Origin of the sequence: Gluconacetobacter azotocaptans, assembly GCF_014174355.1 — a bacterium.
Taxonomy (GTDB): Bacteria; Pseudomonadota; Alphaproteobacteria; order Acetobacterales; family Acetobacteraceae; genus Gluconacetobacter; species Gluconacetobacter azotocaptans.
On sequence record NZ_JABEQF010000021.1, the window covers coordinates 1 to 26837 of the forward strand.

Genomic DNA, 26837 nt, shown 5'->3' on the forward strand with positions numbered 1-26837 from the left:
ATACTGCGTCTCAAGACGCGGGAAAGTCGGTCGCCGCCAGGTCTTCCAGTCCACCTTACACCACCGCGGGGTGGAGCAGCCCGGTAGCTCGTCAGGCTCATAACCTGAAGGTCATAGGTTCAAATCCTATCCCCGCAACCATGAATTCCAAAAAAGCCCATTCTGTCCTGCAGAACTGGGCTTTTTTGTTTCGTGCTGCCCAGTTCGTCATACAGCGCGCGATGATCCCGCCGCGCTTGTCGCCCGGCTGGTTCAGGCTCTCGGTCAGACGCTCCACCTTCTCCGGAAGATCGCCGAGATATTTGGATGGATGTCCAGAGTGTCCTCCAATTCCGATGAGAACAGGGCTTCCAGCTCAGCTTTGCGCTCTTTCAGCGAAAGCCTCTACAAGCTGAAACGCGTTCTGCGTGGCGGCGCCATAGGTGGTGTTGTCGTAGATCGTCCAAACATCGGCGCCGCGCGTGGTAAGCGAAGCAACGACTTTCGCATGAGCTTCAATGGTCTCTTTTCCATAAATTGACTCGTAGATGCGAGGGGAGCCGTGCAGCCGAAAATAGGCGAGGCCGCTCCAGCCCCCGGGTTGCGCCGCAAGCAATGATTTGGCCGGATCCGCCGCGACCCGTGACACTTGCTGCCTCCCTAACATGTGCTCGACCTCCGGCTGGAACCAACTGGCATGTCTCGGCTCCAGAACGACAGCTCCAGTGATCATGGCCCTCAGCTCATTGATGAATCGTTCGGCGACGTCACCGGGGTAGGCGAAACTCGGGGGAAGCTGAACCAGGACGGGACCACGCTTGTCGCCCAAGCCGCTCGTTTCGTCGGCAAAGCGTTCGATGAGCGCCCGACAATCGATCAAGCGGCGCTCATGCGTGATCGTCTTGGGCAGCTTGACGGAGAAGCGGAATTCGGACGGCACGCTTGCTGCCCAGCGCTCATAGGTCGTGCGCCGATGCGGTCGATAGAAACTGCTGTTAATCTCGACAGCTGAGAAGCGTGCGCCATAACGTTCAAGGTGCGTGCCGACCGAGGGAAACTGCTCGGCAAGCGCGGACGGGATCGACCAACCAGCGACGCCGACGCGAATGGACATGAGCGGCTTCTCCTATGACCGGACGACGACGGATCGCAGCTCCCAGCTTGTGCAGCGATTCCTGCCAGCCGATCTCGAGGCTGCCGCGTTATTGATGCCAGCTCAGGCCCTTCGGCACCATTGAGAAACCGCAGGCGCGCAGGGCGGCGTCTAGCTTCGTCATCCTCACAGGACGGTCGTCAACCATTTCAAGCGTGAACATGAGATGCTTCTCGCGCCTAAGCGCGGCGGCGAGCGCTGCAAGGCCGGTGCTGAGCATGGGGGCGAGGGCGGGATCATCCGCATCGATATAAGTCAGCAGGTTACGGCCGCCCTGTGTAAGATAGAGTACGAGGCGTTCATCGGCGATCACGACGAACGCGCCGCCACGACGGGTCGGGCGGATCGCGGATCGGTGCGGCGGCCATGGCAGAATCATGCCGAAGGGGTTGGCCGGATCGCCAGCCGAAAGCGCGACCGGAACGGGATCGGCGGAGCGCGTGTCCGCGAGTTCGCGTAGCCGGTCGACGGTCGCGCGTTCCGCGAACTGGGAGGCCCCCAGCCCTTCGACGAAGCGGCCGCGCACGATCTGCCCCGCATCCTCCATGCTCCGGAAAAGCGGCTGGAGCGCGGGGAAGCCGCCCGGCACGTCTTCCGCGATAGCCGCGCCGCGCGTTACGATGCCGTGCCGGTCGAGAAGCCCCTCGACCAGCGCCAGCGTGCGGGCGGTGTCGCTGGCCGGTTCGCGGGGCAGCAGCGACCAGCGGCCCGCCAGAGGCGGATCGCCCCGTGCGCCGGATGGCGAAGCGCCGGTTGTCCTTGGTTGCGCGAACGAGGGGAATCCGCGAAGCCCCCTGCGGCGCCGCGACAGGTGAATCGGGCGGTGCGGCGCGCGTGCGCCTGCGCGAGCCCGTAGCGGCGACCAGCTGTCGCTGGTGATATATCCGGCCCAGGCGAGGTCCCAGAGCGCCGCATCGAGGTCGGACGTCGGGAGCAGCGGACCACCGTCCCCGGACCCGGCCGGTCCCTCCGGCAGTCGGGCGGGCGCTAATATCGCAAGCTGGCGCGCGAAATAGGCTCCGCCATCGGCGAGAACATCGAGGATCGCTCGCTGAAGCGGCGAAAGGGCCGCTGCGTCATCAGCGTCTGCTGTGGGCGGCAGGGTTTCGGCGGCGAATTCCCGCGGATGCAGGGAGATCAGGCCGTCTTCCCCGCCGAGTTTGCCATGGCCGCACCACAGGACCGCCCCGATGGAGATCAGTTCGTCCAGCATGGCCGGGGTGTAGTTGTGCACACGGGCACGCAGGATCTGGTTCTCCCACACCGAGGCCGGCAAAGGCACGCCGGCGAGTTGTTCGATAACGCGGGCGACGCCGTCGATGCCTGTGAGGGCTCCCCCCTCCGTATGCTTGGGATGCAGCGCGGCCTGCCCGACGGATGGGGCAACAAGGCCGTGGCGTTCCAGCAGCAGGCGTACATAGGCTTCCCTGCCGGCCGGCCGGGTCGCCTCGCGCGCGGCCTTTAGCGAGCGCAGCCGCAGGCGCCGGAACACGTCATCGGCTACCCATTCGTGGCCCGCCAGAGGGTTGCGCATGGGGGGATTGCGCATCAAGGGATCGGCGCCCGCGGACTCCTCCTGCGCTTCCAGCCGGCGCTCGACGCCGAAATTCCCCTTGAGCAGCTTGCCCTGCGCGCGCAGCCGTTCCAGTGCCGCGTCGGCGACCGTGACGCCGAGCCCGAAACGGACTGCGACCTCGTTCGTCGTGAAAGGTCCATGGGTGTGCGCATATCGCGCGACCAGATCGCCGAGCGGGTCGGCGGCCGGCTGCAGGAAGACGTCGGGCAGACCGGCCGGCAGCGTCACGCCGAGCGCGTCGCGCAGCCGGGCGGCGTCCTCGACGGCGGTCCAGCACGCTCGGCCTGCGATCGCCACCCGGATGAGGCGGCGCTCGGTCGCGAGTGTGGCGAGACAAGCTTCGGCGTTGCCATCCGCGAGGCGCCCCACGACCTCCTCTGCCGACAAGGGGCCGAGTTCGCGCACGAGATCGGCCACGCCCTCCTTCCCCTTCGCCCGATAAGCCGGTGCCAGACGCTGCAACTCACTCTCGACCTGGTCAACGACCACGGGATCGAGAAGTGTCCCAAGATCGACTTCGCCGAGAAGTTCGGCGAGCAGCCCACTGTCCAGAGACAGCACCGAGGCGCGTCGCTCGGCGATCGGCGCGTCCGTCGCATACATGAATTCGGCAACGTATCCGAACAGGAGGTCCGCCGCGAAGGGCGACGGAATTTCGGTTGTCACCTCCACGATCCGAATCGCGCCGTCCGCGAGCCGGTGCGCCAGACTGTCGAGTGCTGCGAGGTCATACACGTCCCGCAGGCATTCGCGGGCGGTCTCGATCAGGATCGGAAAATCCGGATGGTCCCGCACGATCTCCAGCAACTGGCCGGCGCGCAGCCGCTGCTGCCACAGCGGGGAGCGGTGGCCGGGCGCGCGGCGCGGCAGAAGCAGCGCGCGGGCGGCGCATTCCCGAAAGCGGGCAGCGAACAGTGCCGAGCCGCCTACGGCCTCTGTCACAATGCCCCTGAGTTTGTCCGGATCGAAAAGGAACAGTTCCGCCCCCGGCATCTGTCCGGCGGTGTCGGGCAGGCGGGCGACGATGCCGTCGTCACTGGCCACTACCGAAGGGTCGATCCCGAACCGGCGCCGGACGCGCGCCGCGATCGCCAGCGCCCAGGGATCGTGCACGCGGCGCCCATAGGGCGAGTGCAGGATGACCCGCCAGTCGCCGGCCTCGTCGCGGCAGCGTTCGACCACCAGCGTCCGATCCGTCGGCAGCACGCCGGTCGCCGCACGCTGCGAGTCGACGAGCGCACGCATGTTGGCGACCGCGTTCGTGTCCAGCCCGGCCGCCCGCAGCCTCGTCTCCGGCGGGGGAACGGTATCGTCGTCTCCGGTTTCGTCGCGCATTCCGGCGTCGAGCGCGGCCAGGAAGGCGCCGATTGCTTCCCCCAGTTCGGCGGGCCGCCGCACGCCATCGCCGTGCCAGAAAGGCAGCCGGGCCGAGCGGCCCGGCGCCGGCGTCACGATGACCTGGTCGTTGGTGATCTGTTCGATGCGCCAGGACGTCGTGCCTAGCGTGATGATGTCGTTCACTCGGGATTCGTAGACCATCTCTTCATCGAGTTCGCCCACGCGGCGCGACCCGGCCCGTTCCTCGCCTTCGGGGAGGACGACGGCAAACATTCCCCGGTCGGGAATGGTGCCGCCGCTGGTGACGGCAAGCTGCAAGGCGCCGGGACGCGGCGTCAGGACCCCGGTCTCGCGGTTCCAGACCAGGCGGGGGCGGAAGGCCGCGAAATCGTTGGAGGGATAGCGCCCGGCGAGCATGTCGAGCGTCGCATCGAACGCGCCGCGCGGCAGGGTCCGGAAAGGCGCGGCGCGGCGCACCGCCGCATACCAGTCCTCGACGGCCACGGGTGAGACGGCGACCGCCGCCACCGTCTGCTGGGCCAGCACGTCGAGCGGGTTGCGAGGCGGGTCGATCGCCTCGATACGGCCGGCGCGCATGGATTCGACGGTTACGGTGGCATCGACCAGATCGCGCCGCGTGCGCGGATAGACCAGCCCGGACGAGGCGCCGCCGACCTGATGGCCGGCGCGCCCCACCCGTTGCAGGCCACTCGCCACCGATGGGGGCGCTGCAACCTGGATCACCAGATCGACCAGCCCCATATCGATGCCGAGTTCCAGGCTCGACGTCGCGACGACGCAGCGTAGATCGCCGGATTTGAGGGCGTCTTCGATCTCGCGGCGCTGCTCTTTCGAGACCGAGCCATGATGCGAGCGCGCGAGCAGCGGCGGCACGCCCGTCGATCGCTTTTCGGTGCTGCCGGAGACCGATGCGTAATGGACGGGCGGCTCGGCATTCGGCGTGAGCGGCGCGTCTTGCGCAAATCGCTCGGCATGGAGTTCGTTGAGCCTTGCCGTGAGCTTCTCGGCAAGGCCGCGCGAATTGGCGAAGACGATCGTCGCGCGCTGGCCCAGGATCTTGTCGAAGATGCTGGCTTCGACATGAGGCCAGATCGAGCCGCCTCGTGCGCTCCGTTCCTCATCGCCGGGCTGGCCGCCCGATGCCGCAAGGTCGCTCATGTCCTTGACCGGCACCACGATCTTCAGATCGAGCCGGCGGCTGGAGGGCGGATTCACGACCGTGACCGGCTGCGCCCCACCCAGGAATTGCGCCACCCGATCGACCGGACGCACGGTCGCCGACAACCCGATCCGCTGGGCCGGTGTGGCCAGCAGCGCGTCCAGACGCTCCAGGCTCAGCGCCAGATGCGCGCCGCGCTTGGTGTCGGCCACCGCGTGAACCTCGTCGACGATCACGGCCTGTATGCCACGCAGCGTCTCGCGCGCCTTCGAGGTCAGCATCAGATAGAGTGATTCGGGCGTAGTGATGAGAATGTCGGGAGGGCGGCGCAGCAACCCCGCCCGTTCGGCCGCAGGGGTATCGCCGGTGCGCATGCCGACAGTGATCTCGACTGGGGCGTCACCGCGCCGCTTCCGCTCCACTCCAACGCCATGGAGCGGGAGTCGCAGATTGCGCTGCACGTCGGCGCCGAGCGCTTTGACCGGCGAGATGTAGAGAATGCGTGTCGCCGCCCTTGCTTCGGGATTCGTTGACCCGGGTGCCGCCTCTGCGGCGGCCTCCGCCTCGCGCTCACGGAGAAGCCGGTCGATCGCATGCAGGAATGCGGCCAGGGTCTTGCCCGAGCCGGTCGGCGCGATCACCAGTGCGTTCTCCCCGGCGCCGATGACCGCCCAGGCTGCCGCCTGCACCGCGGTCGGACACGCGAACGCCGCGTCGAACCATGCGCGGGTCGCGGGGGCGAACCTTGCAAGCGGGTCGGCGTTCGGGGTTTTCCTTGGGGGCGTCATTCCGCAGGTCGGTTCTTTCTGCTTTTCAGCGGCAGCCTTGGCCGTTCACTCCAGAGGAGCAGTTTGTCACAAACGCGTCCACGCGACTTCAAAAGACTTGGCGTCGAACGGGTCGATCCGTGGAGCGATTGAGCGGCCGGCCGCGCGGATCGTCCATGGTTGCCTGCGACGAGCCCGGATGGCTGACGACGCCGGGAACGTGTTCCGGCCGTCTCGACGGCAACTATATGATTTAAAAATGTTATATCGCCGCGCATAACGGATGTGGAAAGCGGTGCTTGCGTGTCCCCGCAACCATGATTATCCAGAACCCACTCCGTATCGGAGTAGGGGTTTGGCTTTTTGGAATTCGTGCATTCCGGTCTTCGACCTGCGGGCGATCTGCTCTAATCTAAAATGGAAATTTTACATGGGCTTAGAGCCTGTTTGAAATGCACGCCGGCGGTGATCCGACGCGCATTTCAAACAGGTTCCTAGGGCTCCGGAGGGCCTCGTGACCACGCAGATCTATATCGCCATGCACAAGGATACGGCCAACCTGCCTGGCCGCGCTTTCGTTCCCATCCAGGTCGGCCGAGCCGACAGCCATCGGACGATCTGCGAGATCGGCGACGATACCGGGGATAATATTTCCGCGAAGAATGCCAGCTTCTGCGAGCTGACGGCCTTGTACTGGATATGGCGAAATACGTCGGGGCAGGGGCATGTCGGATTATTCCATTACCGGCGTCATCTGAATTTCTCCGGTAGGACATACCGGGAAAATGAATGGGGCGTCGTGGATTATCCTTGCCTGGATGAGTCCTACATTAACGCCAACGCCCTGACGGACGAACATGTCGATGCCCTGGGGGCGACCTATGACATGATCCTGCCCAGGCGCTGGGATGTCCGGCAGGCCGGATCGCGCACCATGTGGGATCACTACCAGAAGGGAAGCGCGCATCGCGCGGCCGATTACGACGCGGCCATCGGGATCCTGACCAGGAAATATCCGGATTATGCGCGGTTCGTCGCCCCCGTGAATGCGGACCGCAGCGGGTATTTCACCAATATCTTCGTCATGCGGCGTGATATATTTGACGAATATTGTTCATGGATTTTTGATATATTGTTCGATCTTGAAAAGGAGATCGACCTGGCCAGCTATTCTCTGCAGGAAACGCGGGTTTTCGGCTATATATCCGAATGGCTGTTCAACATATTCGTCATGAAGTACCGGTCGGATCATCCGGATACCAAAGTCAAGGAATTGGAACGGACGCTGATCCTCGACCCTGCGCCGCGCGCACGGATCGCCCCTGTCTTTTCCACCAATACGGTTCCGGTTGTCCTGGCCTTCAACAATAATTTCGTCCCCTATGCCGGGGCGTGCATACAATCCATCCTGAACTGCGCGAAGGATCACTTCAATTACGATCTGATCGTCATAAACGACGATATTTCCGACTACAACAAATCTCTGATCCAGGGTCTGGCAGGGGGCAGCTCGAACGTTTCGATCAGGTTCGTCAATCCCCGGGGGTATTTCGCGGATTTCGACCTGAAGACCCACATGCACTTTTCGAAAGAAACGTACTACCGTCTTTCGATCCCCGAAATTTTCGAAAATTACGGGAAAATCTTATATATCGACGCGGACATGATTGTCCGGCGAGATCTGGCCGACCTGCTGGCGGTCGATCTGTGCGGGAAGGCGGTCGGCGCCGTCCGCGATTGCGTCATGACCGGGTTTCGGAAATTCGGCACGCTCGCCCTGGCTGCCTGCGGGGGGCAGGAGGCTGAGGCCTATGTTGCGCGTTATCTGGGGCTGGCTGACCCCGACGGGTATTTCCAGGCCGGGATTCTCATCTTCGATCTGCAGCGGATGCCTGTGGATATCAAGGGCCGAATCCGCGCGGCATTCCAGCGCCGGCCGACATATTGGTTCCTGGACCAGGATATTCTCAATGTCGCATTCCAGGGGCACGTTCATTATCTGGACATGCGGTGGAACGTCTTCCACGGAAACGGGAATGTCGAGAGTTTTTTCAAAAACCTTCCGCTGTCGACATGGAAGGAATATGAAAACGCGCGCAAGGACCCCTATGTGGTGCATTTCGCGGGTGAGCAGAAACCATGGCTATGGCCATCTACCGATTTTGCCGAATGCTTCTGGACGGTCCTGCGCCAGACGCCGTGGTATGAAACCACCCTGCTGGCCTGCATGGAGCGGTATCGCCAGCGCAGGAGGAGGAGGGCAGTCAAGGTGTCCTCCAAAATCGTCCTGAAAAAAATCGCCGACCGGACCGCGCCGGTCGGAACCAGAAGACGCGGGCTGCTGCGGCGCCTTTATCGTACCGCCACATCCCGATAGAAACGCCGGGCGTGCAACGCCCCTACGCGACCCGGTTGGCAGGCGCGCCGCCGGCGAAGGCGCGGATGTTGTCCAGTGTCGTGTCCATGATGCGTTGGAATGCCTCGACCGTATTATAGGCATTGTGGGGCGTGATGAGGACATTGGGATGGGACGTCAGGGTATGGTCCGCCACGACATCCTTCAGCACGGGGGCCGTTTCGGCTGCTCCGGTCTTGAACAGGGCGTCCTCCCGCCGCAGCAGGGGTTCCTGAGGCAGGACATCCAGCCCGGCTCCGCCCAGTCGCCCGCTGGATAGCGCCCGGATCAGGGCAGGCGTATCGACGACCTGCCCGCGGGCGGTGTTGATCAGTACGGCCCCCGGCTTCATCAGGTCGAATTCCCGATCGCCGATCAGCCCCGTCGTTTCGGGCGTCGCGGGGACATGCAGGGTCACGATGTCGGCCGCCGACAGGAGGTCGGGCAGGCTGGCATAACGAAAGTCGGGTGTTTCCTTCAGTTCGGTGGACGGAAAAGCGTCGAAGGCGACTACTTTCATCCCGAAGCCGTGGGCCATCTCGATCGCACGTCGTCCGATGCGGCCGGTTCCCACGACGCCCAGCACCTTGTCGCGCAATTCGAAACCGCGCGCCGGCACATACCCGAATTCGCCGCGCCGCGTCGCCTCGACGCATGCCACGAGATGCCGGCTGAGGGCCAGCAGCAGGGCGAATGCATGCTCGGCGACCGTCGCGTCGCCATAGGCGGGAACGGTGGACACCACGATCCCGTGGGCCTTGCAATACTCCAGATCGACATTATCGTATCCTGTCGCGCGGACCGCGATCAGGCGAAGCTTCGGAAACTGGACGAGCACCGCCTTGGACAGGTCACAGCCGACAAAGGTGCTGACGATTTCGCTGTCGGCGTAATTGCCGGCGATATGTGCATCCAGCGGCAATGCGGTGGAACTGACAGCAAAATCCGAGCCCAGGGCCGCTGCCGCGGCGGCGATCTCGGTGTCGTTCGCCGCGAAAAACGAAATCTTCATCATGGCCCCGCTTATTCCAGGCGTTGAGCATCCGTCGGTTAACCGATCGGGGTGCCGTACATTGCTGCCTAGCAGCATAGGCGCAACGTGATCCTTGATCGACATCAAAGCCGTACGGCTGCCAGGGGGTACGCCAAAAGAACTGCGCAAATGGCGTCATCGAAGGGGGCGGGAGTTTTTACATTACTAGTAAGTAATGTTTTGTGCGGAGACTGGTAGTTTATGCCGAACGATAGGCCATTAAGGACCGATCGGTCCTTCCGGCGGCGACAAGTACCAGCCCCAGGACCGCAAGGCTGGCGACCGCCGCCACGACGCCGTGAGAACTGCCTAGATTTCCGGAGAGCAGCGGCAGAGGAAAAGCACAGAAAAGGGCGAATTTCTGCCAGGGCCGGAAGCCTTGATCACAACCGTCGCGTACCAGCCAGGCGATGGCCAGGCCGGACAGGGTCAGGTCATAGAACATGGTCATCGGCGTGGCCACAGGCGTGGCCGCCGCGATCAGCGCGGCCCGGATGGGCAATCGGCAGGGGCGGGACCAGACGCGACAGATGGCGCAGGCGAGAAGAAGGGTGGTTGTGGCCTGGACCCCATAGGCCAGCCAGAGAGGGGCATGGAACGTGATCAACACCCCGAACGGCGACGTCAGGGACGGGACATGTACGGCGCCTGCCTCGTATGTACCGTGGGCCTGCCGTGCAATATCGAAAAAAGAGATCCACGTGTCCCGGCCGAAGAGCGCGAACGATATCAGAACGAGGGTCGCCGAAGAGCCGGCCGCGGAAAGGATCGCGCGCCAGTTGCCCTGTGCGAGAAGGGCGACGGGAAAGAACAATCCGAGTTGCGGCTTGTAACAGAGCATGCCGATGGCCAGGCCACTCAGGATGGGGCGTTTGTCGAGCAGAAGGGTCGCCGTACCAAACAGCGCCACGGTCAGGAGGGCGTTCTGTCCGACGCCGATATTCCATAACGTGGCCGGGAATGCGAGGCCGAAGGCGATCGTCGTCCACATGGACACGGTGAGGACTTTGCGCAGGACCGTCAGGGCGGCGATCAGGGACAGGGCCTGGAAGGCGATGAACGACATCAGGTAGGGCAGTCGGGCGAACGGCGCGCAGATCAGAAGAAAGACCGGCGGATAAAAGAAATGGACGTAGGGAATTCCGGTTTCCCTGGCGGCCTGCTCGGCGGCATGATGCGCGGCCGGGTCATAGACCTGCGCTGATGCGCCGGCATTCGCCTGCCGTCCCGCCGCATAGAAGCTGACATAATCAGTGCTCGTCGGGTGTTTGACCGACCCGATCATGCCGTGGGTGCCGAGTGTGAGGAGCGCCACAAAAAGCAGTTCGACCAGCAGAAAGGTCGTTGCATATCCGACCACGCGTTCGCGATGCAGCCATGCGGCGTGACGTAGGGCGCAGATTACCGAATATGCCGCGTGTTTTCCGGAATTCATGAAAATTTTTCTATTGCCCTGAATTCATTGGTGTGCCGAACTGAAACGCGATCCGGACGGCTGAAAATCGTCACAATCGCCGACGATGGCGATGCCAAAGGGGGAGGCGTCTTGTCTCCTGCCGGTCGTGGCCATGCAAGGCAAAAAGAAAAAATTTGGGACGGAACTTTTTTGAGTTGCCCCATATGGACAGGAATGTGGCTTCCAGCTATATCGTTAACGATCACTTAATTATCATCTTCTGATAAGTTTATCTTCCTGCGTGGGCGGTAAAGGGCCCATGTTCGTGATTAATCGGAAGAGGGAATGGCAATAATGATACGATATATATCTGCGGTTCTTGCCCTGAAGTCTGATCGGCGTGGCGTGACGATGCTGGAGTACGGGCTGATTGCGGCCCTGGTGGCGGTGGTCGTGATTGGAGCGATCACAACGATCGGAACGAATCTGAATGGCATCTTCGACAAAATCGGGACCAGCATCTGAGGTCAGCCAATAGGGGGCTGGTGTTGCCTCATGTTTTCGCTCGGCTCGCGTGATTGATTGGAAGCGGGAATCGTAAGGATGTTTCAGCATCTGGTGGGTCTGGCTGGTCTAAAGCGCGATCGGCGCGGCGTGACGATGCTGGAATACGGGTTGATCGCGGCGCTTGTTGCAGTGGTTGCCGTCGCGGCATTGCGGACGATGGGTGGGCAGTTGAATTCCGCATTGGTCATGGTCGGTGACAAGGTGCCGGCCCCTGCGTCGGGATCCTAGCGGGGCGGATGTCCATGCGTGGCGTGATGGGACGTTGAGTGTTGTTCCTGTCAGCGGCATCGGTTGTTTCATGTTGCGTGATTGGTATCACGATTATTCTGATTGTCGCGTCGCTGCATGACGTCGCGACCCGGACCGTTTCCAATGGGCTGGTCCTGGCGCTGGCAATCTTGAGTGGCGCGATTTCGGTCGCGAGCGGCCATATCCTTGCAGGACTGCTGTCCGGCCTGATGATTTTCGGCCTTGCGACCCTGTGCTGGTGGCGGGGCTGGATGGGGGGCGGGGATGTCAAGTTGCTGGGCGCCATCGGCCTGGCCCTGCGACCGGGACAGATTTTCCCTCTGCTGACGGGTGTGGCGCTGGCAGGGGGCGCCCTGGCCTGCATTTACCTTCTGGCGCGTGCCTGTGTGGCGGATCGTGTGTCATCGGTGCGTCCATACAGTCTTGTGGGGCGGGTTCGGCGGATTGAACGCTGGCGTCTGCACCGTGGATGCCCGCTGCCCTATGTCTGCGCCATTACGGCGGGGAGCCTGTTCGTTCTCCTGTAGGGCGTGGTGTCATGATTTTTCGGCTTGTGTTCTTCGTTCTCATGGCCGTCGGCCTCGGGGGATTTGGCGTGGTGGCGTGGATCGCCACCCGTCCGCCGCCGCCCCCGGCCCAGATCGTGCCGGCGACGGTGCAGGTGCTGGCCAGCGCGCGTCCGCTGGAGGCGGGAAGCCTGCTGAAACCCGAAGACATTACGTCGCTTCGCGTGCCGCGCGGGAAAGAAGGCGAGGGGACTGCGCCCGACACCGCCGAGGAGCGGCAGGCCCTGGTCGGCGCGATGCTGCTGCATAGCCTGGGCGGCGGCGCGCTTCTTCGCGCGTCGGATCTGCTGCATTCGGGGGATCGGGGTTTTCTTGCCGCGGCGCTGAAGCCGGGAATGCGGGCGGTGACCGTGGGGGTCGACGCCATTACCGGGACGGCCGGCCTGATCTGGCCGGGCGATCATGTCGACCTGATCCTGACCCAGACCTTTGCGGCCGGCACATTGCCGCCGGACCGGCGCATCGCGGCGGAAACGGTGTTGTCCAATGTCCGTGTCATCGCCATCGACCAGCGGCTGGTGCAGGGCGCGACATCCGAGAAAGAGCAGCCGCAGGCCCGGACCGTGACGCTGGAGGTTTCGCCGATGCAGGCGGAACATGTTTCGGTGGCGACGCATCTGGGCCGCCTGTCGCTTGCGGTGCGCGCCGCGCAAGCGGCCGCGTTGCCCGAGGCTGTGCCGCAGGCTGCCTGGGCCGGAGATGTATCAGCGACATTGCGTGCCGGCGATGCCCCGGGCGCGCCCGGATCCGTGGTCATCTACCAGGGTGGCACGGACGGGAAGGAGTTTCATTTCTGATGCCTGGTTTTTCCCGTCTGGCCCTGTTCTGCCAGGCCCTGTTCTGTCTGACGTTGTGCGGTCCGCCGGCTCTCGCGTCGGCTTCACCGGCCTGGGCGGCGGGGCGAGGGGCGGCGACGCCCTACCATGTCGGTCTGGAGGTCGGGGGCGGCCACATGGAAAGCCTGCCGCGCCCGGTGACCAAGATATTCGTGGTCGACCCCAAGGTGGCCCAGGTCCGGCCGGCCAGCGCCACCAGCATGTTCGTATACGGCATGGCCTCCGGCCGGACCTCGATCCTGGCAACCGACGCCGAAGGCCGGACGGTCGCCCAGTTTACCGTCGATGTCGCGCCATCGAGCTACGGGGCCACGCAGGCCCAGGCGCATATCGCGCGTCAGTTTCCCGACAGCCAGGTCAAGGTACAGGCGGACCAGCATAGTCTGATCCTGACCGGCGTTGTCGATTCACCCGAGACGGCGGCGAAGGCCGAGGAAATCGCCCGGGGTTACCTGGCCGACAACCAGGGCATCAACAATCGCATCGCCATCCGCTCCGCCACCCAGGTGACGTTGAGCGTTCGCATCGCGGAGATGGACCGCAGCGTGGTCCGCCAGTTGGGGGTCGACTGGCAGGCGGTCGGCAACATGGGCAAGTTCGGCAGTTTTCCGGCCCTGACGCTGAACGTGAATGGCAGTACGGCGACCTGCGTGGCGACCCGCAATCCGTTCTGCCTGGGCAGCAATGTCAACGGCGTGATCGATGCGATGGCGCAGGACAATCTGGTGCGCCTGCTGGCCGAGCCCAACCTGACCGTCATGAGCGGGCAGAGCGCCAGCTTTCAGGTCGGCGGCCAGTATCCGATTCCGATGGCGCAACAGGCGGGGGCGATCTCGGTGGCCTTCAAGAGCTACGGTGTCAGCCTGACATTCCTGCCGACCGTCTACAGCAACGGCCGCATCAACCTGCACGTCGCACCCGAAGTCAGCCAGCTCAGCAACCAGAACAGCGTGTCGGTGACGACGTCGGGCTCGACCTCGGTCATTCCGGCGCTGACGGTGCGGCGGGCGGAAACCACGGTGGAACTGGGAAGCGGCGAGACGTTCGCGATTGCCGGCCTGCTGGAAGATTCCCTGACCGACACGACCAAGGGCATTCCCGAAGCGGTGGATATTCCGATCCTGGGATCGTTGTTCCGGAACACTTCCTTCAATCGCCAGGAAACGGAACTGGTCATTCTGGTCACGCCGTATCTGGTGCGGCCGGTCGCGCAGAAGGCCGACATGACCCTGCCGACCGACAGTTCGGGCGTGCCCAGCGAGATCGAGCGCCTGCTGCTGATGCGTCAGGTAAGCCCCCGGCAACTGACGCAGCCGATGCATATTCCCGGCGATGCCGGTTTCTATGTCCAGTGAGGCGCCTGATGGAACGATATGTCCGCCGCTCCGTGCCTCGTTCCCTCCTGTGCCTTCTGGCCCTGGCAGGCTGTACCGAGATGGATCCGTATCACAAGCCCTATGCCTGGCATCCGACCGGGGCGAACGCGGCCAATCTCGCGGCGATGGTGGCCGATCCGCGTGACCTGGAGCGCGGGCATGACAGCGGAATGGCCGATGCCCAGGCGCCGGTCCTGGCCGTGGAACGACTGCGGGCGGACCGACCCAAGGCCATGCCCTCCACCAGCGGCATTGCCTCGGGCGTCAGCGGTTCGGGGGGATCGGGCGGCTCAGGCGGGACGGGGTACTGAACGATGGCGGGTGATGGAGGAGGGAGCGCGCGTCATGACAGGGCGCATATGCTCGGCTTCGTCGCCGATGCCGCGACCGAGGCGCTGGTCCGCGATGGGCTGACGGAGTTCGCCGGACCCGATTTCGACCTTCGGCGCGGCAATGTGCGGACCGCCACGACAGCATTGCAGAAGCAGAACACGCCGCGGGTCCTGCTGGTGGATATCGCGGGCGAGGACCATCCGATCAGCGCCCTGAGGGACCTGGCCCGCGTGGTGGAGCCGGATGTTTCGGTCCTGCTGATCGGGGCCCTGGACAGTGCGGATTTCTATCGGGAGGTGACGCGGGGCCTGGGGGTGGCGGAATATCTGCCCCGGCCCCTGACCCGTGAAAAGCTGGCGCGGCAATTCGGGCCGCTGATCCTGGGGCAGGCCCCCGAGGCGGACATGGGCGGCCGTAGCGTGACGGTGACCGGGGTCCGGGGCGGCGTCGGCGCCACCACGGTGGCGGTGAATCTGGCGTGGTTGTTCGGGGTGGTCATGCATCGGCATACCGTCCTGCTGGATCCCGACCTGTATCGCGGACTTGCGGCCTTCCTGCTGGACGCGCGTGTCGGGTCCGGCCTGCGGCAGGCGCTGGAATCCCCCGATCGGATCGATGTGCTGCTGGCCGAACGGGCGGCGAGCCCGGCGGCGGACAGGCTGCATGTTCTGTCCGACCAGCTCGATTTCATGACCGAGCTTGCTTACGCGCCGGGGGCGGTGGACGCTTTGCTGCGGGTCTTGCGGAATCGGTACAATTTCATCGTCGCGGACGTGCCGTTCGTATCGAATGCATTCAACCGGGATCTGCTGCTGCAGGTGCATCAGCGGGTCTTCGTGCTGGAGCCGACCCTGGCCTCGGTGCGCGAGGCGCTGCGCCTGCTGGACCTGCCGGTGGGGCCCGCGCAGAAGCACCGGCCGGTTCTGGTCCTGAACCGGCTGGGACGACCCGGCACCCTGACCCGTCAGCAGGTGGAGGAGGCGCTGAAAACGCACGTGGACATGGTGATTCCCGATCTGCCGCGCCAGGTGGGAAATGCGGCCACGCTGGGCGAGCCGGCCGCGGCGGCGCGCGGTGCATTTCGCAACGCGATAATGGATCTGGCGCGCCAGGTCGACGCCGTCGGATTGCTGGACGTTGCCTCGGCCGACGCCACGGTGGCGGCCGGCGCCACGAAGCCGAAGTGGTTTTCCTTTGGGAGGCAGTCATGACCATGCGGGGCCGGATCTTCGGACGCCGGACAGGGGATATCGACGTCCCCGACGTCGTTCTGGACGAAGCGATTTCGGCACCGGCGGCGGTGCCGATTCTGGCGCCGTCGATCCCGGCGGCTCCGCCTGCGGTCGCACTGGTGGAAATGGCCGCCGCATCCAGCGTGCCTGCGTCCACCATCGCGGAACTGCGTTCGAGCTGCCTGGACCGGCTGGACCCGGCGGCGGTGGCGGTGATGCCGGCCGATCGCCTGCGTGCCGACATGGAGCGCCTGATTTCGGAAATCGCCACCGAACGGCGGATCCAGCTCAACAGTCGTGAGCAACGCGCCCTGGCCGAGGAACTGGTCTTCGACATGCTGGGGCTGGGGCCGCTGGAGCCCCTGCTGGAAAACGATTCCATCAGCGAAATCATGGTGAACGGTCCCGACAAGGTGTTCATCGAAAATGGCGGCAGGCTGGTGCTGTCCGGGGTGCGGTTTCGGGACGTGGCCCACCTGGCCGGGGTCTGCCAGAGAATCGCCTCGGCGGTCGGCCGCCGTATCGACGAATCGAGCCCCATGGCCGATGCGCGACTGAAGGACGGATCGCGCGTCAATATCGTCTTTCCGCCGCTGGCGCTGGACGGACCGTACCTGTCGATTCGGAAATTTGGCAAGAAAGCCATAGATTTTGCCAGGTTGATCGAATTCGGCGCCTTGACGCCGCCAGTGGCCCGCCTGCTGGAAATCGCGGCGAAGGCCCGGCTGAACATCATCATCTCCGGCGGCACCGGGTCGGGCAAGACGACATTGCTGAATGCCCTGTCGCGCCTGATCGATGCGGGCGAGCGCGTGATCACCGTCGAGGACGCGGCCGAACTTCAACTGCAGCAGCCGCATGTCGTGCGGCTGGAAACGCGCCCGGCCAATCTGGAAGGACGAGGCGAAATCGCCCAGCGCGACCTGATGCGCAACGCGCTGCGCATGCGTCCCGACAGGATCATCATCGGCGAATGTCGCGGCTCGGAGGCCTTCGACATGCTTCAGGCCATGAACACGGGCCATGACGGCAGCATGTCGACCGTCCATGCCAATTCGACGCGCGATGCGCTGACGCGGGTCGAGAACATGGTCCAGATGGGAAACATGGGCCTGCCGTCACGCGCCATCCGAACCCAGATCGTCGGTGCGATAGACCTGATCATCCAGGTGGAACGGCAGCGCGATGGCGGGCGGCGGATCACCCAGGTGACCGAAGTCTGCGGCATGGAAGGGGAGATCATCACCCTGAACGATATCTTCCGCTTCGAAATCCAGGGCGAGGGACCGGATGGACGCCTGATCGGGCGGTACAAGGTGACCCGGGTGCCGCCGGCCAGCCAATCGCGACTGGCCTATTTCGGACTGGAGCGCGAGTGGCACATGGCGCTGGAACAGGCGACCATGCCATGACGGTGGGGCCATGAGGACGGGACCATGATGGTGGGCACGCCCCTGTTGCTGGTGCTGCTGGCCCTGTCGTGCCTGTCCCTGGCCGGCATGGTCGTCAGCGGCGTGCTGGTGTCGCGCATGCAGGACCAGCGGCGACGCCGTGATGCGCGGCTGAAGGCGGTTTCGGCGCCGTTCCGTCCGGTCGTGCAGATTGAACTTTCGGCCTTCAAGCCCATGGTGCGCGCACGACGCCCCCTGATGGCGACGCTGGCCGCACTGTTGGGCATCGACGTCGTCCGCACCGATCAGTATCCGGCGCCGTGGTGGATGATCGTTGCGTGCCTGTTCGTCGTGGTCGGGTTTCTGAGCACCCTGATCTCGGGCTTCCTGGGACTCCTGACCTTTCCTGCCTTCGTCGGGGGCTGGATCATGGCATGCCGGGCGGTTTTCGGCTGGATGCTGGAAAAGCGCCGGGACAACCAGTTGCAGCAGTTTCCCGATGCGCTGGCGATGATCGTCCGGTCGGTCGGGGTGGGCATTCCCGTCATGGAAGCGATGCGATCCGTGGCGCGCGAGGCATCCGACCCGACGGGGCCTGAATTCGCACGCATGATCGAACAGGTGTCGATCGGCGTGCCGATGGAGGACAGTCTGCGCGAGATGGCGACCCGCTCGAACCTTGCGGAATACCGTTTCTTCGCCACGGCGCTGGCATTGCAGGCGCAGACCGGCGGTTCGCTCAGCGGGACGTTGATCGGACTGGCGGACGTCATTCGCAAGCGCCTGGCGTTGAAGGCCCGGGGGCATGCCCTGTCGTCCGAGGCACGGGCCAGCGCCATGGTGCTGGGCGGCCTTCCGGTGGCGCTGGGACTGATGCTCTGGCTCATGAACCCCGCCTATATCGACCTGCTGTTCGTCGATCCCATGGGCCGTGCCATCCTGGGCGGGGCGTGCGCGTCGCTGTGCTGCGGGGTCCTGGCGATGCGGACCATCATCCGCAGGACGCTGTCATGAACCGGGTCCTTCTTGCCGGCGGGTTCGTGTCCCTGATGCTGGTCATGACGACAGCGGTGGCGGGGATGGTCGTCCTGGAACGGCGGCGGCGTTTTCAGGAGCGGGTGCGCCTGCTGCACGATCCCGACGGCAGGGTCGCGCCGACAGCGGGGATAAAGGAATTCCAGGCCACGTCCATCCGCGCTGTGGCGGGGATCGGGCAATGGATCGTCAAGCGGGGCCTGCTGTCGACGGGAACGCTGGCGGAACTGCGGGAATCCCTTGCCTCGACCGGCGTGCAGGGGACGAACGCCGTCAGCCTGTTCATCGGCGCCAAGATCCTGCTGGCGACGATATTGCCCGTACTGGCGATCGTGCTGCTGCCACGGGTGTTTTCGTCCATCTCTCCGCTTGTTCTGCGTGTCCTTCCGGCCGGCGTGGCCATTGTCGGGCTGCTGCTGCCCGATTACGTGCTGCGGGCGTGGCGCAACGCCTACCTCAAGCAACTCGAGGCCGGGTTGCCGGATGCGCTGGATGTGATGGTGATCTGCACGCAGGCCGGTGTCGGGCTGGGGCCCGCCATCGTGCAGGTGGGCGTGGAACTGGAACACGCCAACCCGGCCGTCGCCGGCGAGTTCACGCGTACGGCCAACGAACTGGGCATCATTGCCGACACCCGCCTGGTGTTGAGCAATCTGGGATCCCGTTCGGGCCTGGATGGTTTCAAGCGCCTGGCGGCCACGCTGTTGCAGACCCAGCAATATGGCACGCCGATCACCGATGCGCTGCGCGCATTGTCGGTGGAACTTCGGCACGAGATGCTGACGCGATACGAAGCCGGGGCAGCGCGGCTGGGCGTCCTGCTGACGTTGCCGACCCTTCTTTTCATCATGCCGTGCGTGTTCCTGATCGCCGGTGGTCCGGCGGCGATACAGGTCATGCGCGCCTTCGTACATCATCACTGATCGCCGGTTGAAAACGACCGGCGACAGAATCGGGAAATTCATGAAACCGACAATCCTGCTGATTCTGGGCCTGCTTCTGTCCGCCTGCGCCGCCGGAAAAGGGGGCGAGGCGGGCGGGAGCGTCGAGGTCGCCCAAGCCGCCCTGCGGGGTGGTGCGCCGCAGATTGCCCTGCGGGCGGCGGCCAGCCTGCTGGCCAACGACCCCTACAACGCGCAGGCCCTTCTGGTGCAGGGCGACGCGCTGACCGCGCTGGGGCGCCTGGGACAGGCCGAATGGAGCTATCGCGCGGTGCTGAGCCGCACCCAGCGACCGGTGGGTGCATGGATCGGCCTGGGCCGCTGCCTGCTGGCCAGCAATCCGGCGGATGCCGAAATCCAGTTTCTGGAAGCCGTCAGGCGGGAGCCGCGCAATGCCGCGGCCCTGAACGACCTGGGGGTGGCGCGCGATCTGCTGCGGCGGCATGCCGAGGCGCAATCGGCCTATCGCCGCGCCCTTGCCGCGGATCCGGAAATGACCGGCGCCCAGGTCAATCTGGCGCTGTCGCTGGCCATGAGCGGACGCATGGCGGAGGCCGAGCACCTGATGCGGCCCTACGGCAGTGACAGCAATGCCACCAGCAAGCTGCGCCACGATCTGGCGGCGGTGCTGGCCATGGGGGGAGACCGGGCCGAGGCCGCGCGGATCCTGTCGGCGGACCTTACCCCCCATCAGGTCTCGCAGGCCCTGGCGGCCTACATGGCCGCGCGGGACCCGGGGGATGCGGACACGCCCCCCGCGACCGGCCCGTAGCCCCGTGGGGGCATCGCCCGACGGAAGGGACCGCCCACGCGGCGTGCGGGGCGCGCGACGCGGCGCGGTGATGCTGCTGGCCGCGCTGGCGTTCCCGGTGCTGATCGGCATCCTGGGGCTGGGGATCGACGTTAGCTACTGGGCGATGACGCGCACCACGTTGCAGCGGATGGCCGATGTCGCGGCCCAGGCCGGCGTGGTCCGCTATGGCGCCACCAACGCCGCGTCCGACGCCCTGGGCGTCGCGGCCACCGTGGCCGAACTGAACGGCCTGCCCGCCGGCACGCGGGGCGGGAATGGAACGACGACCCTGACCGACGATTACGGACCCTATACGGCGACGATGACGTTCGTCGCGCCGTCCACCGTCACGGTGTCGGTGACGCAGGCCGTGCCGCGCCTGTTCACGGGGTTCTTCCTGCCGACGGCGACCCAGCCCGTCTCGGCCACGGCGGTCGCCACGCTGGTGCAGCGTACGAATGGGGGGCAGGCCTGTGTATTGGCACTGAACAGCAACGGATACACTACGATCGTCAACGGCAGCGCCTCGATCCAGATGCCGGGCTGCGACCTCCGCACGAATGGCTCGCTCCTCATCAACGGTCAACCGGACATCAACGTCGCGAATATCGTGGCGAGCACGATCGTCACCCAGAACGGCAACGGGACGTGTGGATCGGTAACCTGCATACAGGGCACGGCACCCATGCCCGATCCCTACGCCGACCGGTATGGCGGCCAACTGACGGTTCCCAGTCAGACGGTCTCCGTCGCAAACGGACAGATGACGTTGGATCCGCCCCCGACCGGCAAGGCGTACTCCTCCTTTTCCCTGAGTGGCGGCCCCTATGTTTTCAATCCGGGGGTGTATTACATCAGTGGGGATTTGAACATAAATGGCAATGTGTCGGCGTCCGGGACCGGTGTTACTTTCATTACCAGCGGCAATATAAATATCAATGGAACGGCGGACATCAGCCTGAGCGCGCCGACATCCGGCCCGACGGCGGGATTGCTGTTCGGATCGACATCGTCGGCCTACCAGTTGAATGGCGGATCCTTGGTCCGCCTGACGGGCGCGATCTATATGCCGGACGCGAATCTGATCGTTAATGGAGGCAACTCCACGACAGGGACGTGCCTGCTGGTCGTGGCGGCCGATGTGACGTTCAACGGCGGAGGAAATTTTTACGACACGAATTGTCAGGCGACGGGTATGCAGCCGATCTACGACATGCCCGGCGTCGCGCGACTGGTGCAATGAGAGTTCCGCGGCATCCGATCTGCGGTATGTACCGGGGGCGGGATGGGGTGGCAGCCGTCGAATTTGCCCTGATGGCGCCTATGTTGCTGCTGATAACGGCGGGATTGAGCGATTTTCCCTTTGCGTTATGGGACCGGATCGTCATTGCGTCGGCGGTCGAAAGCGGCGCCAATTATGCCTTTGCCGTCGAACAGAATGAGACGGGCAACAATGCCTCGGTGTCCGTGGTGGATGTCGGGAATGCGGTGCGCGCCGCCAGCAGCCTGACGAACCTGACCGTTACGGTCTCGCCGCCCACGACATATTGCGTATCGTCCGGAGCGGGGCAGGCGTCGCATGCTACGGTCCTGACGTCGGGACCGTCGGGAAGCACCTGCGCGGACGGGCAAAAGCCGGGCCTTTATATGACGATTTCCGCCATGTACCAGTATGCGCCGCTTCTGCCGGTTTACGGTCTGCTGGCGCAGACGACGCTGGGCGACACCGTGACGGTCCGGCTGCAATGAGCATGCGCGGCCACCGCCGGTGCGGTCGTGGCGGAAGGGGGGCCGCGGCACTGGAATTCGCCATTGTCGCGTCGGTGTTCATCGCCATGCTGCTGGGGATGATCGAGTTGGGGTTGCTATGGTGGACGCGCAACGCCCTGCAATTGACGGCGGATCTGACGGCGCGGTGCGATGCGTTGGGAGCCTGCGCCGATCCTTCGGGCTTTGCAGCGGCGCAGGCCGGCGAATGGGGATTGTCCGGGGCGGTGTCGCACATTTCGGTCACGACCCCCAGCCAATGTCATGGGTTCACGACGACATCGGGTAAATTCGTCATGGTGCAGATCGATTCGGGATATTGGGCCGGTCTTCCGCCCCCGCTTTCCGGCATGACGCTTCAGGTCTCGGCGTGCTATCCGGTCGCGTCATGACCAGATTTTCGGCGGCCGGCCGCCTCAGGGATGCCGTGCTCTTGCTGCGGCGTTTTCCCGTGTTTTCGATTCTTGCCGCCTATGCGCTGAGTATTGCCGGGTTGTGCATGGTAGCCCGGCCGTTCGGCAGTGTGCCGCGCGCCCTGTGTCGTTGGGATTGTTTCTGGTACGAACGGATTGCGGCAAAGGGCTACGATCTTCATCCCATTCTGGATGGGCTTGAGGCGGGGTTCGCCGATTGGGCGTTTTTTCCGGCGTATCCGCTTCTGCTGCGCCTGGTATCCTACATGACCGGCATGTCAGGCCATGAATCCGGCATGCTGATCAGCGTCGTGCTGTTGCCGGTCCTGGCGTTGGTCAGTCTTTCCTATGTTCGTCGGCAGGGATATGTCGCCGATCACGCTGCCTACTGGACCATCCTGTTCATGGTCTTTCCGACGGCGATCTGGTACCGTTTTCCCTATACCGAAACGCTCTATGGCGTTCTGCTGGTTGGGTGCGCCTACGCCGCGCGTGTGGGGTACATCGGCGTGGCCTGCACGTTGGCGGCAGGTCTGTGCGCCACCCGCCCCACAGGCCTGGTCTGCGTGGTTGCGATCGGCCTGTACCGCATGTTCTCCGCGTGGGAACCGGGCGGGGGAAGACCGGTGCGCCAGGTGGGGGTGCGGTTTCTGGAAGGTGCTGCCATCATTGCCGTCGGGGCGATCGGGCTGGCGGCCTTCATTCTTTATCTTGATCGGCTGACAGGGGACGGGCTGGCATTCTCGCATATTCAATATGCCTGGCGACACACCGCTCACCTGCCGACGACCTGGCTTTGGTACGGCATGACCCATAAGGGCCTCTGGGTCGTTACAGCTCTGGATTTGCTGGCTTTTTCCGTTATTTTATATGGATTTTATATCGGGTGGTATCTTGAAAGTACGATTCTGCTTCTGACTTTCGGGCTTGCGACAAGCGTGGGCCTCTTTTCGGTCCATCGTTTTATTTTTGCCAATCCGTTCTGCCTTATGCTGATTTTGACCGTCATCGACAGATCGTCGCCAATCATCAGATATACTGCTTTGATACTTGGATTGTGCATCGATTATATTCTTCTGAGAAACTGGTTTTACGGTTATGATCTTCTCACATGATCGGGCCGGTATGCGCGTGCTCGCACTGGTCGCGGCCTGTCTGTGCGCGGGAGGGATCGATGCATGGGCGGTCTGGACCGCCTTTCGGCCGCATGTCGATGCGACGTATCGTCTATTTCTGATCGAGCATCGGATAAGTTGTAACCGCTACCTGGAGTTGTCCGGACACCGGCCGGCCTCGGGCCCCATGTCGCCATCCTGGTCGGCAGATCAGGACGGCATGCTGCCGCCGCCCTGTCCGCTGGAAACGGCTGCTGCCCGCAAGGCGAGAAAGCCCGATACCGGCACGACGCTGGATGTGGAAAACGGCGCGGACGCGTTCTGAAAGCCAGGCCGGTTATCCCAGAGGACTCACCACCGCGAACGGGATGTCCTGCGGGTCCTGGCCCTGAACGATCCAGCGGCCGTCCGGGATCTGCCGGGGACCATGCAGGATCCGGCCGCCGGCGTTCCGTATTGTCTCGACGGCGGCATCGCTATCGGAAACGTCGAAATGGTGGAGCCAGAAGGGCAGGGCCGGCGGATCGATCCGGCGCAGGATGCCGTCCGCTGCGTTGCCGCCCGTCGTGAAGAATTGGCCGGTGCCATCGGTCTTCGTCCAGCCGAACAGGCTGGCATAAAACGGGAATGCGCCTTCCGGGTCGAGAGTGTGCAATTCATGCCATCCCGTCGGGCCCGGTGGGGGCGAGGACATGCCCTGGAACAGCGCAAACACCGCACCCTGAGGGTCGCCGACAATCGCGAAGCGGCCGATATCGGGAATGTCGATGGCGGGGCGATGGACCGTTCCGCCGCTGCCGTCGATACGGCCAATCATTGTGTCGATATCGTCAACGGCGACATAACCGATCCAGCCCGGCGGGGCCGCGATGACGCAATCGCGGTCCTGCGGCAACTCCATCATGCCGCCGACCATCGTATCGCCGGCAGTCAGCAGCACGTAGCGCATGTCGGGCAGGCCCACATCCCGAGCCCCCCAGCCGAGTACCGCCTGGTAGAACCGGGTTGCCGCCTCGGCATCCGTTGTCGTCAGCTCGTACCAGACGAAAGCCCCCGGCGATCGGGACCGGGAGGAAATGGAGAGAGGCAGCGCGGACATTTGATCCCTCCCGGGGCCGTCGGCGAGCGTGCCGGCGGCAAGTCTCGACGCACATGTGGGCCGACGGGCCGGGGATCAAGTGGGGCAGGGCCGGAGGCCGGAAACGTTTCCGCCCCCGGCCCCCTTGTCCATAGTGCAGGCGCCGGTGCTATTGCGCCACGAACGTGCCGATCGTCCGATTGATATCGGCCGCCCGTTCCATCTGCGGCATATGTCCGACACCGGGCAGGATGTCGACGGTCACGGCCGGCGGCAGGCCGCCGGATTGCCGCACGGGCAGGATTTCGTCGTCCTCGCCCCACAGGATCAGCGCCCGGACGTCACCGCGTTCCAGGACCGGGCGCAGGTCGTCGGCCTGCCGTCCGTCGGGGAAGCAGGTGGCGGCGATCTGCATCAGGGCGGACACTGCTCCGTCGAGGCGCTTGTAGCGCAGGATGTCGTCCGCCATCTTGCGGCCGATCAGCGATTTGTCATGGACCAGGTAGCCCAGCACCGGCTGGATCGTCTTCTGGCGATCGGCCGTGATGAACCCGTTGATGAAATCCATGTTGATCTCCGGCCCCAGGCCGGCCGGGGCAATCAGCGCCAGCGAGGCCACCTTGTCCGGCGCCTGCCCGGCCAGGGCCAGCGCAATCGCGCCGCCCAGCGAATGGGCCACCAGGTGAGCCTTGCCGATGCCCAGATGGTCGAGCAGATCGATGGCGACGCCCGCGAGGAACGCGGGGCTGCCGTCGCCGACATCCTTCGCCGACCCGCCATGTCCGGGCAGGTCGAACGCGACGACCCGCCGCCCCTCCGCCAAGGCCGCGTGATTGAACATCCAGTTCGTCAGGTCGCCGCCGAAACCATGGATCAGCAGGACGGGCGTGGCGTCCCCGTGCCCCAGGTCGAGGACGCGCAGGGCGCGTCCCTTCACGTCGATCACCGTGGGCTCGGCGGCGGCGGCATCCTGCGCGTCCGCGTCATCGGTTGCGAATTCGGCGGTGAAGCGGGCGATGAAGGCATCGATGTCGGCGTCGGACACGTCGTCCTCCGCCAGAACGCCGATCAGGGCGCCCACCGGCAGAGTTTCGCCGTCCGACGCCACCTGGCGCAGTATGCCCGCGCCCGGGCTCTCATAGGCATTGGTGATCTTGCTGGTTTCGATGTCGGCCAGATCGTCGCCGGCCTTGACCCGGCTGCCGGGGCGGACCATCCACCCGGCCAGCTTGCCCTCGGTCATGGCCAGCCCGAACTTGGGCATGGTGATGGGGGTAATGGATGCGTTCATGGCTCAGGCGATCTCCGGCACGCGATGACCCATGGCGGCTTTCACCGCCGCCTCGATCTTTTCGACGCTGGGCAGGTACAGATTTTCCAGGACCGAGGCGAACGGCACCGGGGTATGGGGCGGCATGACGCGGCGGATCGGGGCCTTCAGGGCATCGAACGCATATTCGGCCACCAGGGCCGAGACGTCGGCCGCCATGTTGCAGCGCGGGCTGGATTCATCGACGATCACCAGGCGCCCGGTATCGGCGACGCAATCGAGGATGGTGTCGGTATCCAGCGGTGACGTCGTGCGCGGGTCGATGACGGTACAGCTGATGCCCTGCCGTTCCAGACGGTCGGCGGCCTCGTTCGCCAGTTTCACCATCCGGCCGAAGGCCACGATCGTCAGGTCATCGCCCTCGCGGGTCAGGTTGGCTTCGCCGAACGGGATGGTATAGGCCTCGTCGGGGACCTCTTCCTCGTCGTCGTACATGACCTTGTGTTCCAGGAAGATGACCGGGTCATCGTCACGGATCGCCTCGATCAGCAGACCCTTGGCCTCGTAAGGGGAGGAAGGCACCACGACCTTCAGCCCCGGGATGTGGGTGAACAGGGGATAGAGCGCCTGGCTGTGCTGGGCGGCGGCGTTGAAGCCCGCGCCGAACATTGCCCGGATCACCAGGGGCGTGCGGGCCTTGCCGCCGAACATGTAGCGGAACTTGGCCGCCTGGTTCATGATCTGGTCCAGGCAACAGCCGACGAAATCGACAAACATCAGTTCGGCGACCGGGCGCAGGCCGGTCGCGGCGGCGCCCGCCGCCGCACCGATATAGGATGCCTCGGTAATCGGGGTGTCCAGGACCCGGTCTTCGCCGAATTCGGTCAGCAGCCCCTTGGTGACGCCCAGGACGCCGCCCCAGGCGTCGACGGTGCCGGAGGTGCCGCCGTGTCCGCCCGCCACGTCCTCGCCCATCACGATCACACGCGGGTCGCGGCGCATTTCCTGCCGCAGGGCTTCGTTGATGGCCTGCCGAAAGCTTTTCTTGCTCATTTTTC

Annotated in this window: 24 protein-coding genes and 1 tRNA gene; 18 read left to right on the top strand and 7 right to left on the bottom strand. The window is 64.5% G+C overall.

Going from position 1 to position 26837, the window contains the following annotated elements; translation table 11 throughout:
• Positions 1-64 precede the first annotated feature (64 nt).
• Positions 65-141: transfer RNA gene (locus tag HLH34_RS17435), tRNA-Met, on the top strand.
• Between the two features lie 214 nt (positions 142-355).
• Here the strand turns inward: HLH34_RS17435 and HLH34_RS17440 are convergent.
• Together HLH34_RS17440 and HLH34_RS17445 are read right to left on the bottom strand one after the other, a co-directional pair.
• Positions 356-1093 carry a DUF72 domain-containing protein gene (locus tag HLH34_RS17440; RefSeq protein WP_183120841.1) on the bottom strand — a complete coding sequence of 246 codons (738 nt, stop codon included), beginning with the start codon at positions 1091-1093 and terminating at the stop codon, positions 356-358.
• A gap of 88 nt (positions 1094-1181) precedes the next feature.
• Entirely contained in the window at positions 1182-6014 is a 4833-nt protein-coding gene (locus HLH34_RS17445; protein WP_183120842.1) for an ATP-dependent helicase, read from the bottom strand.
• Positions 6015-6507: 493 nt separating this feature from the next.
• Between HLH34_RS17445 and HLH34_RS19775 the strand changes: the two genes are divergently transcribed.
• Positions 6508-8370: a DUF4422 domain-containing protein gene (locus HLH34_RS19775; RefSeq protein WP_183120843.1), complete on the top strand. Its 1863-nt coding sequence runs from the start codon at positions 6508-6510 to the stop codon at positions 8368-8370.
• 22 nt (positions 8371-8392) lie between these two features.
• Here the strand turns inward: HLH34_RS19775 and HLH34_RS17455 are convergent, their stop codons facing one another.
• Together HLH34_RS17455 and HLH34_RS17460 are read right to left on the bottom strand one after the other, a co-directional pair.
• On the bottom strand, positions 8393-9403 hold the full coding sequence (locus tag HLH34_RS17455) for an NAD(P)-dependent oxidoreductase (RefSeq protein WP_240161436.1): 1011 nt from the start codon (positions 9401-9403) through the stop codon (positions 8393-8395).
• A gap of 217 nt (positions 9404-9620) precedes the next feature.
• Positions 9621-10856 carry a glycosyltransferase family 87 protein gene (locus HLH34_RS17460; RefSeq protein ID WP_183120844.1) on the bottom strand — a complete coding sequence of 412 codons (1236 nt, stop codon included), beginning with the start codon at positions 10854-10856 and terminating at the stop codon, positions 9621-9623.
• Positions 10857-11171: 315 nt separating this feature from the next.
• Between HLH34_RS17460 and HLH34_RS17465 the strand changes: the two genes are divergently transcribed.
• The 16 genes from HLH34_RS17465 (at position 11172) to HLH34_RS17540 (ending at position 23756) form a co-directional block, all read left to right on the top strand.
• The gene (locus HLH34_RS17465) at positions 11172-11342 is read left to right on the top strand and encodes a Flp family type IVb pilin (RefSeq protein WP_204737061.1); all 171 of its coding nucleotides are present in this window, start codon (positions 11172-11174) and stop codon (positions 11340-11342) included.
• A 78-nt stretch (positions 11343-11420) separates the two neighbouring features.
• Positions 11421-11612, top strand: a complete 192-nt coding sequence (locus tag HLH34_RS17470; protein WP_183120846.1) for a Flp family type IVb pilin — start codon at positions 11421-11423, stop codon at positions 11610-11612.
• A 77-nt stretch (positions 11613-11689) separates the two neighbouring features.
• Positions 11690-12160 (top strand): A24 family peptidase, encoded by a 471-nt coding sequence (locus HLH34_RS17475; RefSeq protein ID WP_183120847.1) that lies wholly within the window; start codon positions 11690-11692, stop codon positions 12158-12160.
• Between the two features lie 11 nt (positions 12161-12171).
• Positions 12172-12996 carry a Flp pilus assembly protein CpaB gene (gene cpaB / locus HLH34_RS17480; RefSeq protein ID WP_183120848.1) on the top strand — a complete coding sequence of 275 codons (825 nt, stop codon included), beginning with the start codon at positions 12172-12174 and terminating at the stop codon, positions 12994-12996.
• Positions 12996-14390, top strand: coding sequence for a type II and III secretion system protein family protein (locus tag HLH34_RS17485; RefSeq protein WP_183120849.1), 1395 nt, complete (start codon positions 12996-12998; stop codon positions 14388-14390). Before cpaB ends, HLH34_RS17485 begins: the two co-directional genes overlap by 1 nt.
• A 32-nt stretch (positions 14391-14422) precedes the next feature.
• Positions 14423-14722, top strand: coding sequence for a hypothetical protein (locus HLH34_RS17490; protein ID WP_183120850.1), 300 nt, complete (start codon positions 14423-14425; stop codon positions 14720-14722).
• 48 nt (positions 14723-14770) lie between these two features.
• Positions 14771-15955 (top strand): AAA family ATPase, encoded by a 1185-nt coding sequence (locus tag HLH34_RS17495; protein ID WP_183120851.1) that lies wholly within the window; start codon positions 14771-14773, stop codon positions 15953-15955.
• Positions 15952-17388, top strand: coding sequence for a CpaF family protein (locus tag HLH34_RS17500; RefSeq protein WP_183120852.1), 1437 nt, complete (start codon positions 15952-15954; stop codon positions 17386-17388). Before HLH34_RS17495 ends, HLH34_RS17500 begins: the two co-directional genes overlap by 4 nt.
• 24 nt (positions 17389-17412) lie before the next feature.
• The gene (locus HLH34_RS17505; protein WP_183120853.1) at positions 17413-18381 is read left to right on the top strand and encodes a type II secretion system F family protein; all 969 of its coding nucleotides are present in this window, start codon (positions 17413-17415) and stop codon (positions 18379-18381) included.
• Positions 18378-19325, top strand: a complete 948-nt coding sequence (locus HLH34_RS17510; protein WP_183120854.1) for a type II secretion system F family protein — start codon at positions 18378-18380, stop codon at positions 19323-19325. Before HLH34_RS17505 ends, HLH34_RS17510 begins: the two co-directional genes overlap by 4 nt.
• 40 nt (positions 19326-19365) lie before the next feature.
• Positions 19366-20115, top strand: coding sequence for a tetratricopeptide repeat protein (locus tag HLH34_RS17515; protein WP_183120855.1), 750 nt, complete (start codon positions 19366-19368; stop codon positions 20113-20115).
• Entirely contained in the window at positions 20084-21379 is a 1296-nt protein-coding gene (locus HLH34_RS17520) for a pilus assembly protein TadG-related protein (protein WP_183120856.1), read from the top strand. The genes HLH34_RS17515 and HLH34_RS17520 overlap by 32 nt, the downstream gene beginning before the upstream one ends.
• Before the next feature lie 26 nt (positions 21380-21405).
• The gene (locus HLH34_RS17525) at positions 21406-21885 is read left to right on the top strand and encodes a TadE/TadG family type IV pilus assembly protein (protein ID WP_264784479.1); all 480 of its coding nucleotides are present in this window, start codon (positions 21406-21408) and stop codon (positions 21883-21885) included.
• Positions 21882-22295, top strand: coding sequence for a TadE family protein (locus tag HLH34_RS17530; protein WP_204737050.1), 414 nt, complete (start codon positions 21882-21884; stop codon positions 22293-22295). Before HLH34_RS17525 ends, HLH34_RS17530 begins: the two co-directional genes overlap by 4 nt.
• Positions 22292-23431 carry a mannosyltransferase family protein gene (locus HLH34_RS17535; protein WP_183120858.1) on the top strand — a complete coding sequence of 380 codons (1140 nt, stop codon included), beginning with the start codon at positions 22292-22294 and terminating at the stop codon, positions 23429-23431. The genes HLH34_RS17530 and HLH34_RS17535 overlap by 4 nt, the downstream gene beginning before the upstream one ends.
• A 10-nt stretch (positions 23432-23441) precedes the next feature.
• The gene (locus HLH34_RS17540) at positions 23442-23756 is read left to right on the top strand and encodes a hypothetical protein (RefSeq protein ID WP_183120859.1); all 315 of its coding nucleotides are present in this window, start codon (positions 23442-23444) and stop codon (positions 23754-23756) included.
• A 12-nt stretch (positions 23757-23768) separates the two neighbouring features.
• Here HLH34_RS17540 and HLH34_RS17545 read toward each other — a convergent pair whose 3' ends face one another.
• The 3 genes from HLH34_RS17545 to HLH34_RS17555 form a co-directional block, all read right to left on the bottom strand.
• Complete coding sequence (locus HLH34_RS17545) at positions 23769-24530, bottom strand: VOC family protein (RefSeq protein ID WP_183120860.1); 762 nt, start codon at positions 24528-24530, stop codon at positions 23769-23771.
• A 148-nt stretch (positions 24531-24678) separates the two neighbouring features.
• A complete protein-coding gene (locus HLH34_RS17550) occupies positions 24679-25800 on the bottom strand; it encodes an acetoin dehydrogenase dihydrolipoyllysine-residue acetyltransferase subunit (protein WP_183120861.1) in 1122 nt (373 codons plus the stop codon).
• Between the two features lie 3 nt (positions 25801-25803).
• On the bottom strand, positions 25804-26832 hold the full coding sequence (locus HLH34_RS17555) for an alpha-ketoacid dehydrogenase subunit beta (RefSeq protein ID WP_183120862.1): 1029 nt from the start codon (positions 26830-26832) through the stop codon (positions 25804-25806).
• Between the last annotated feature and the right edge of the window lie 5 nt (positions 26833-26837).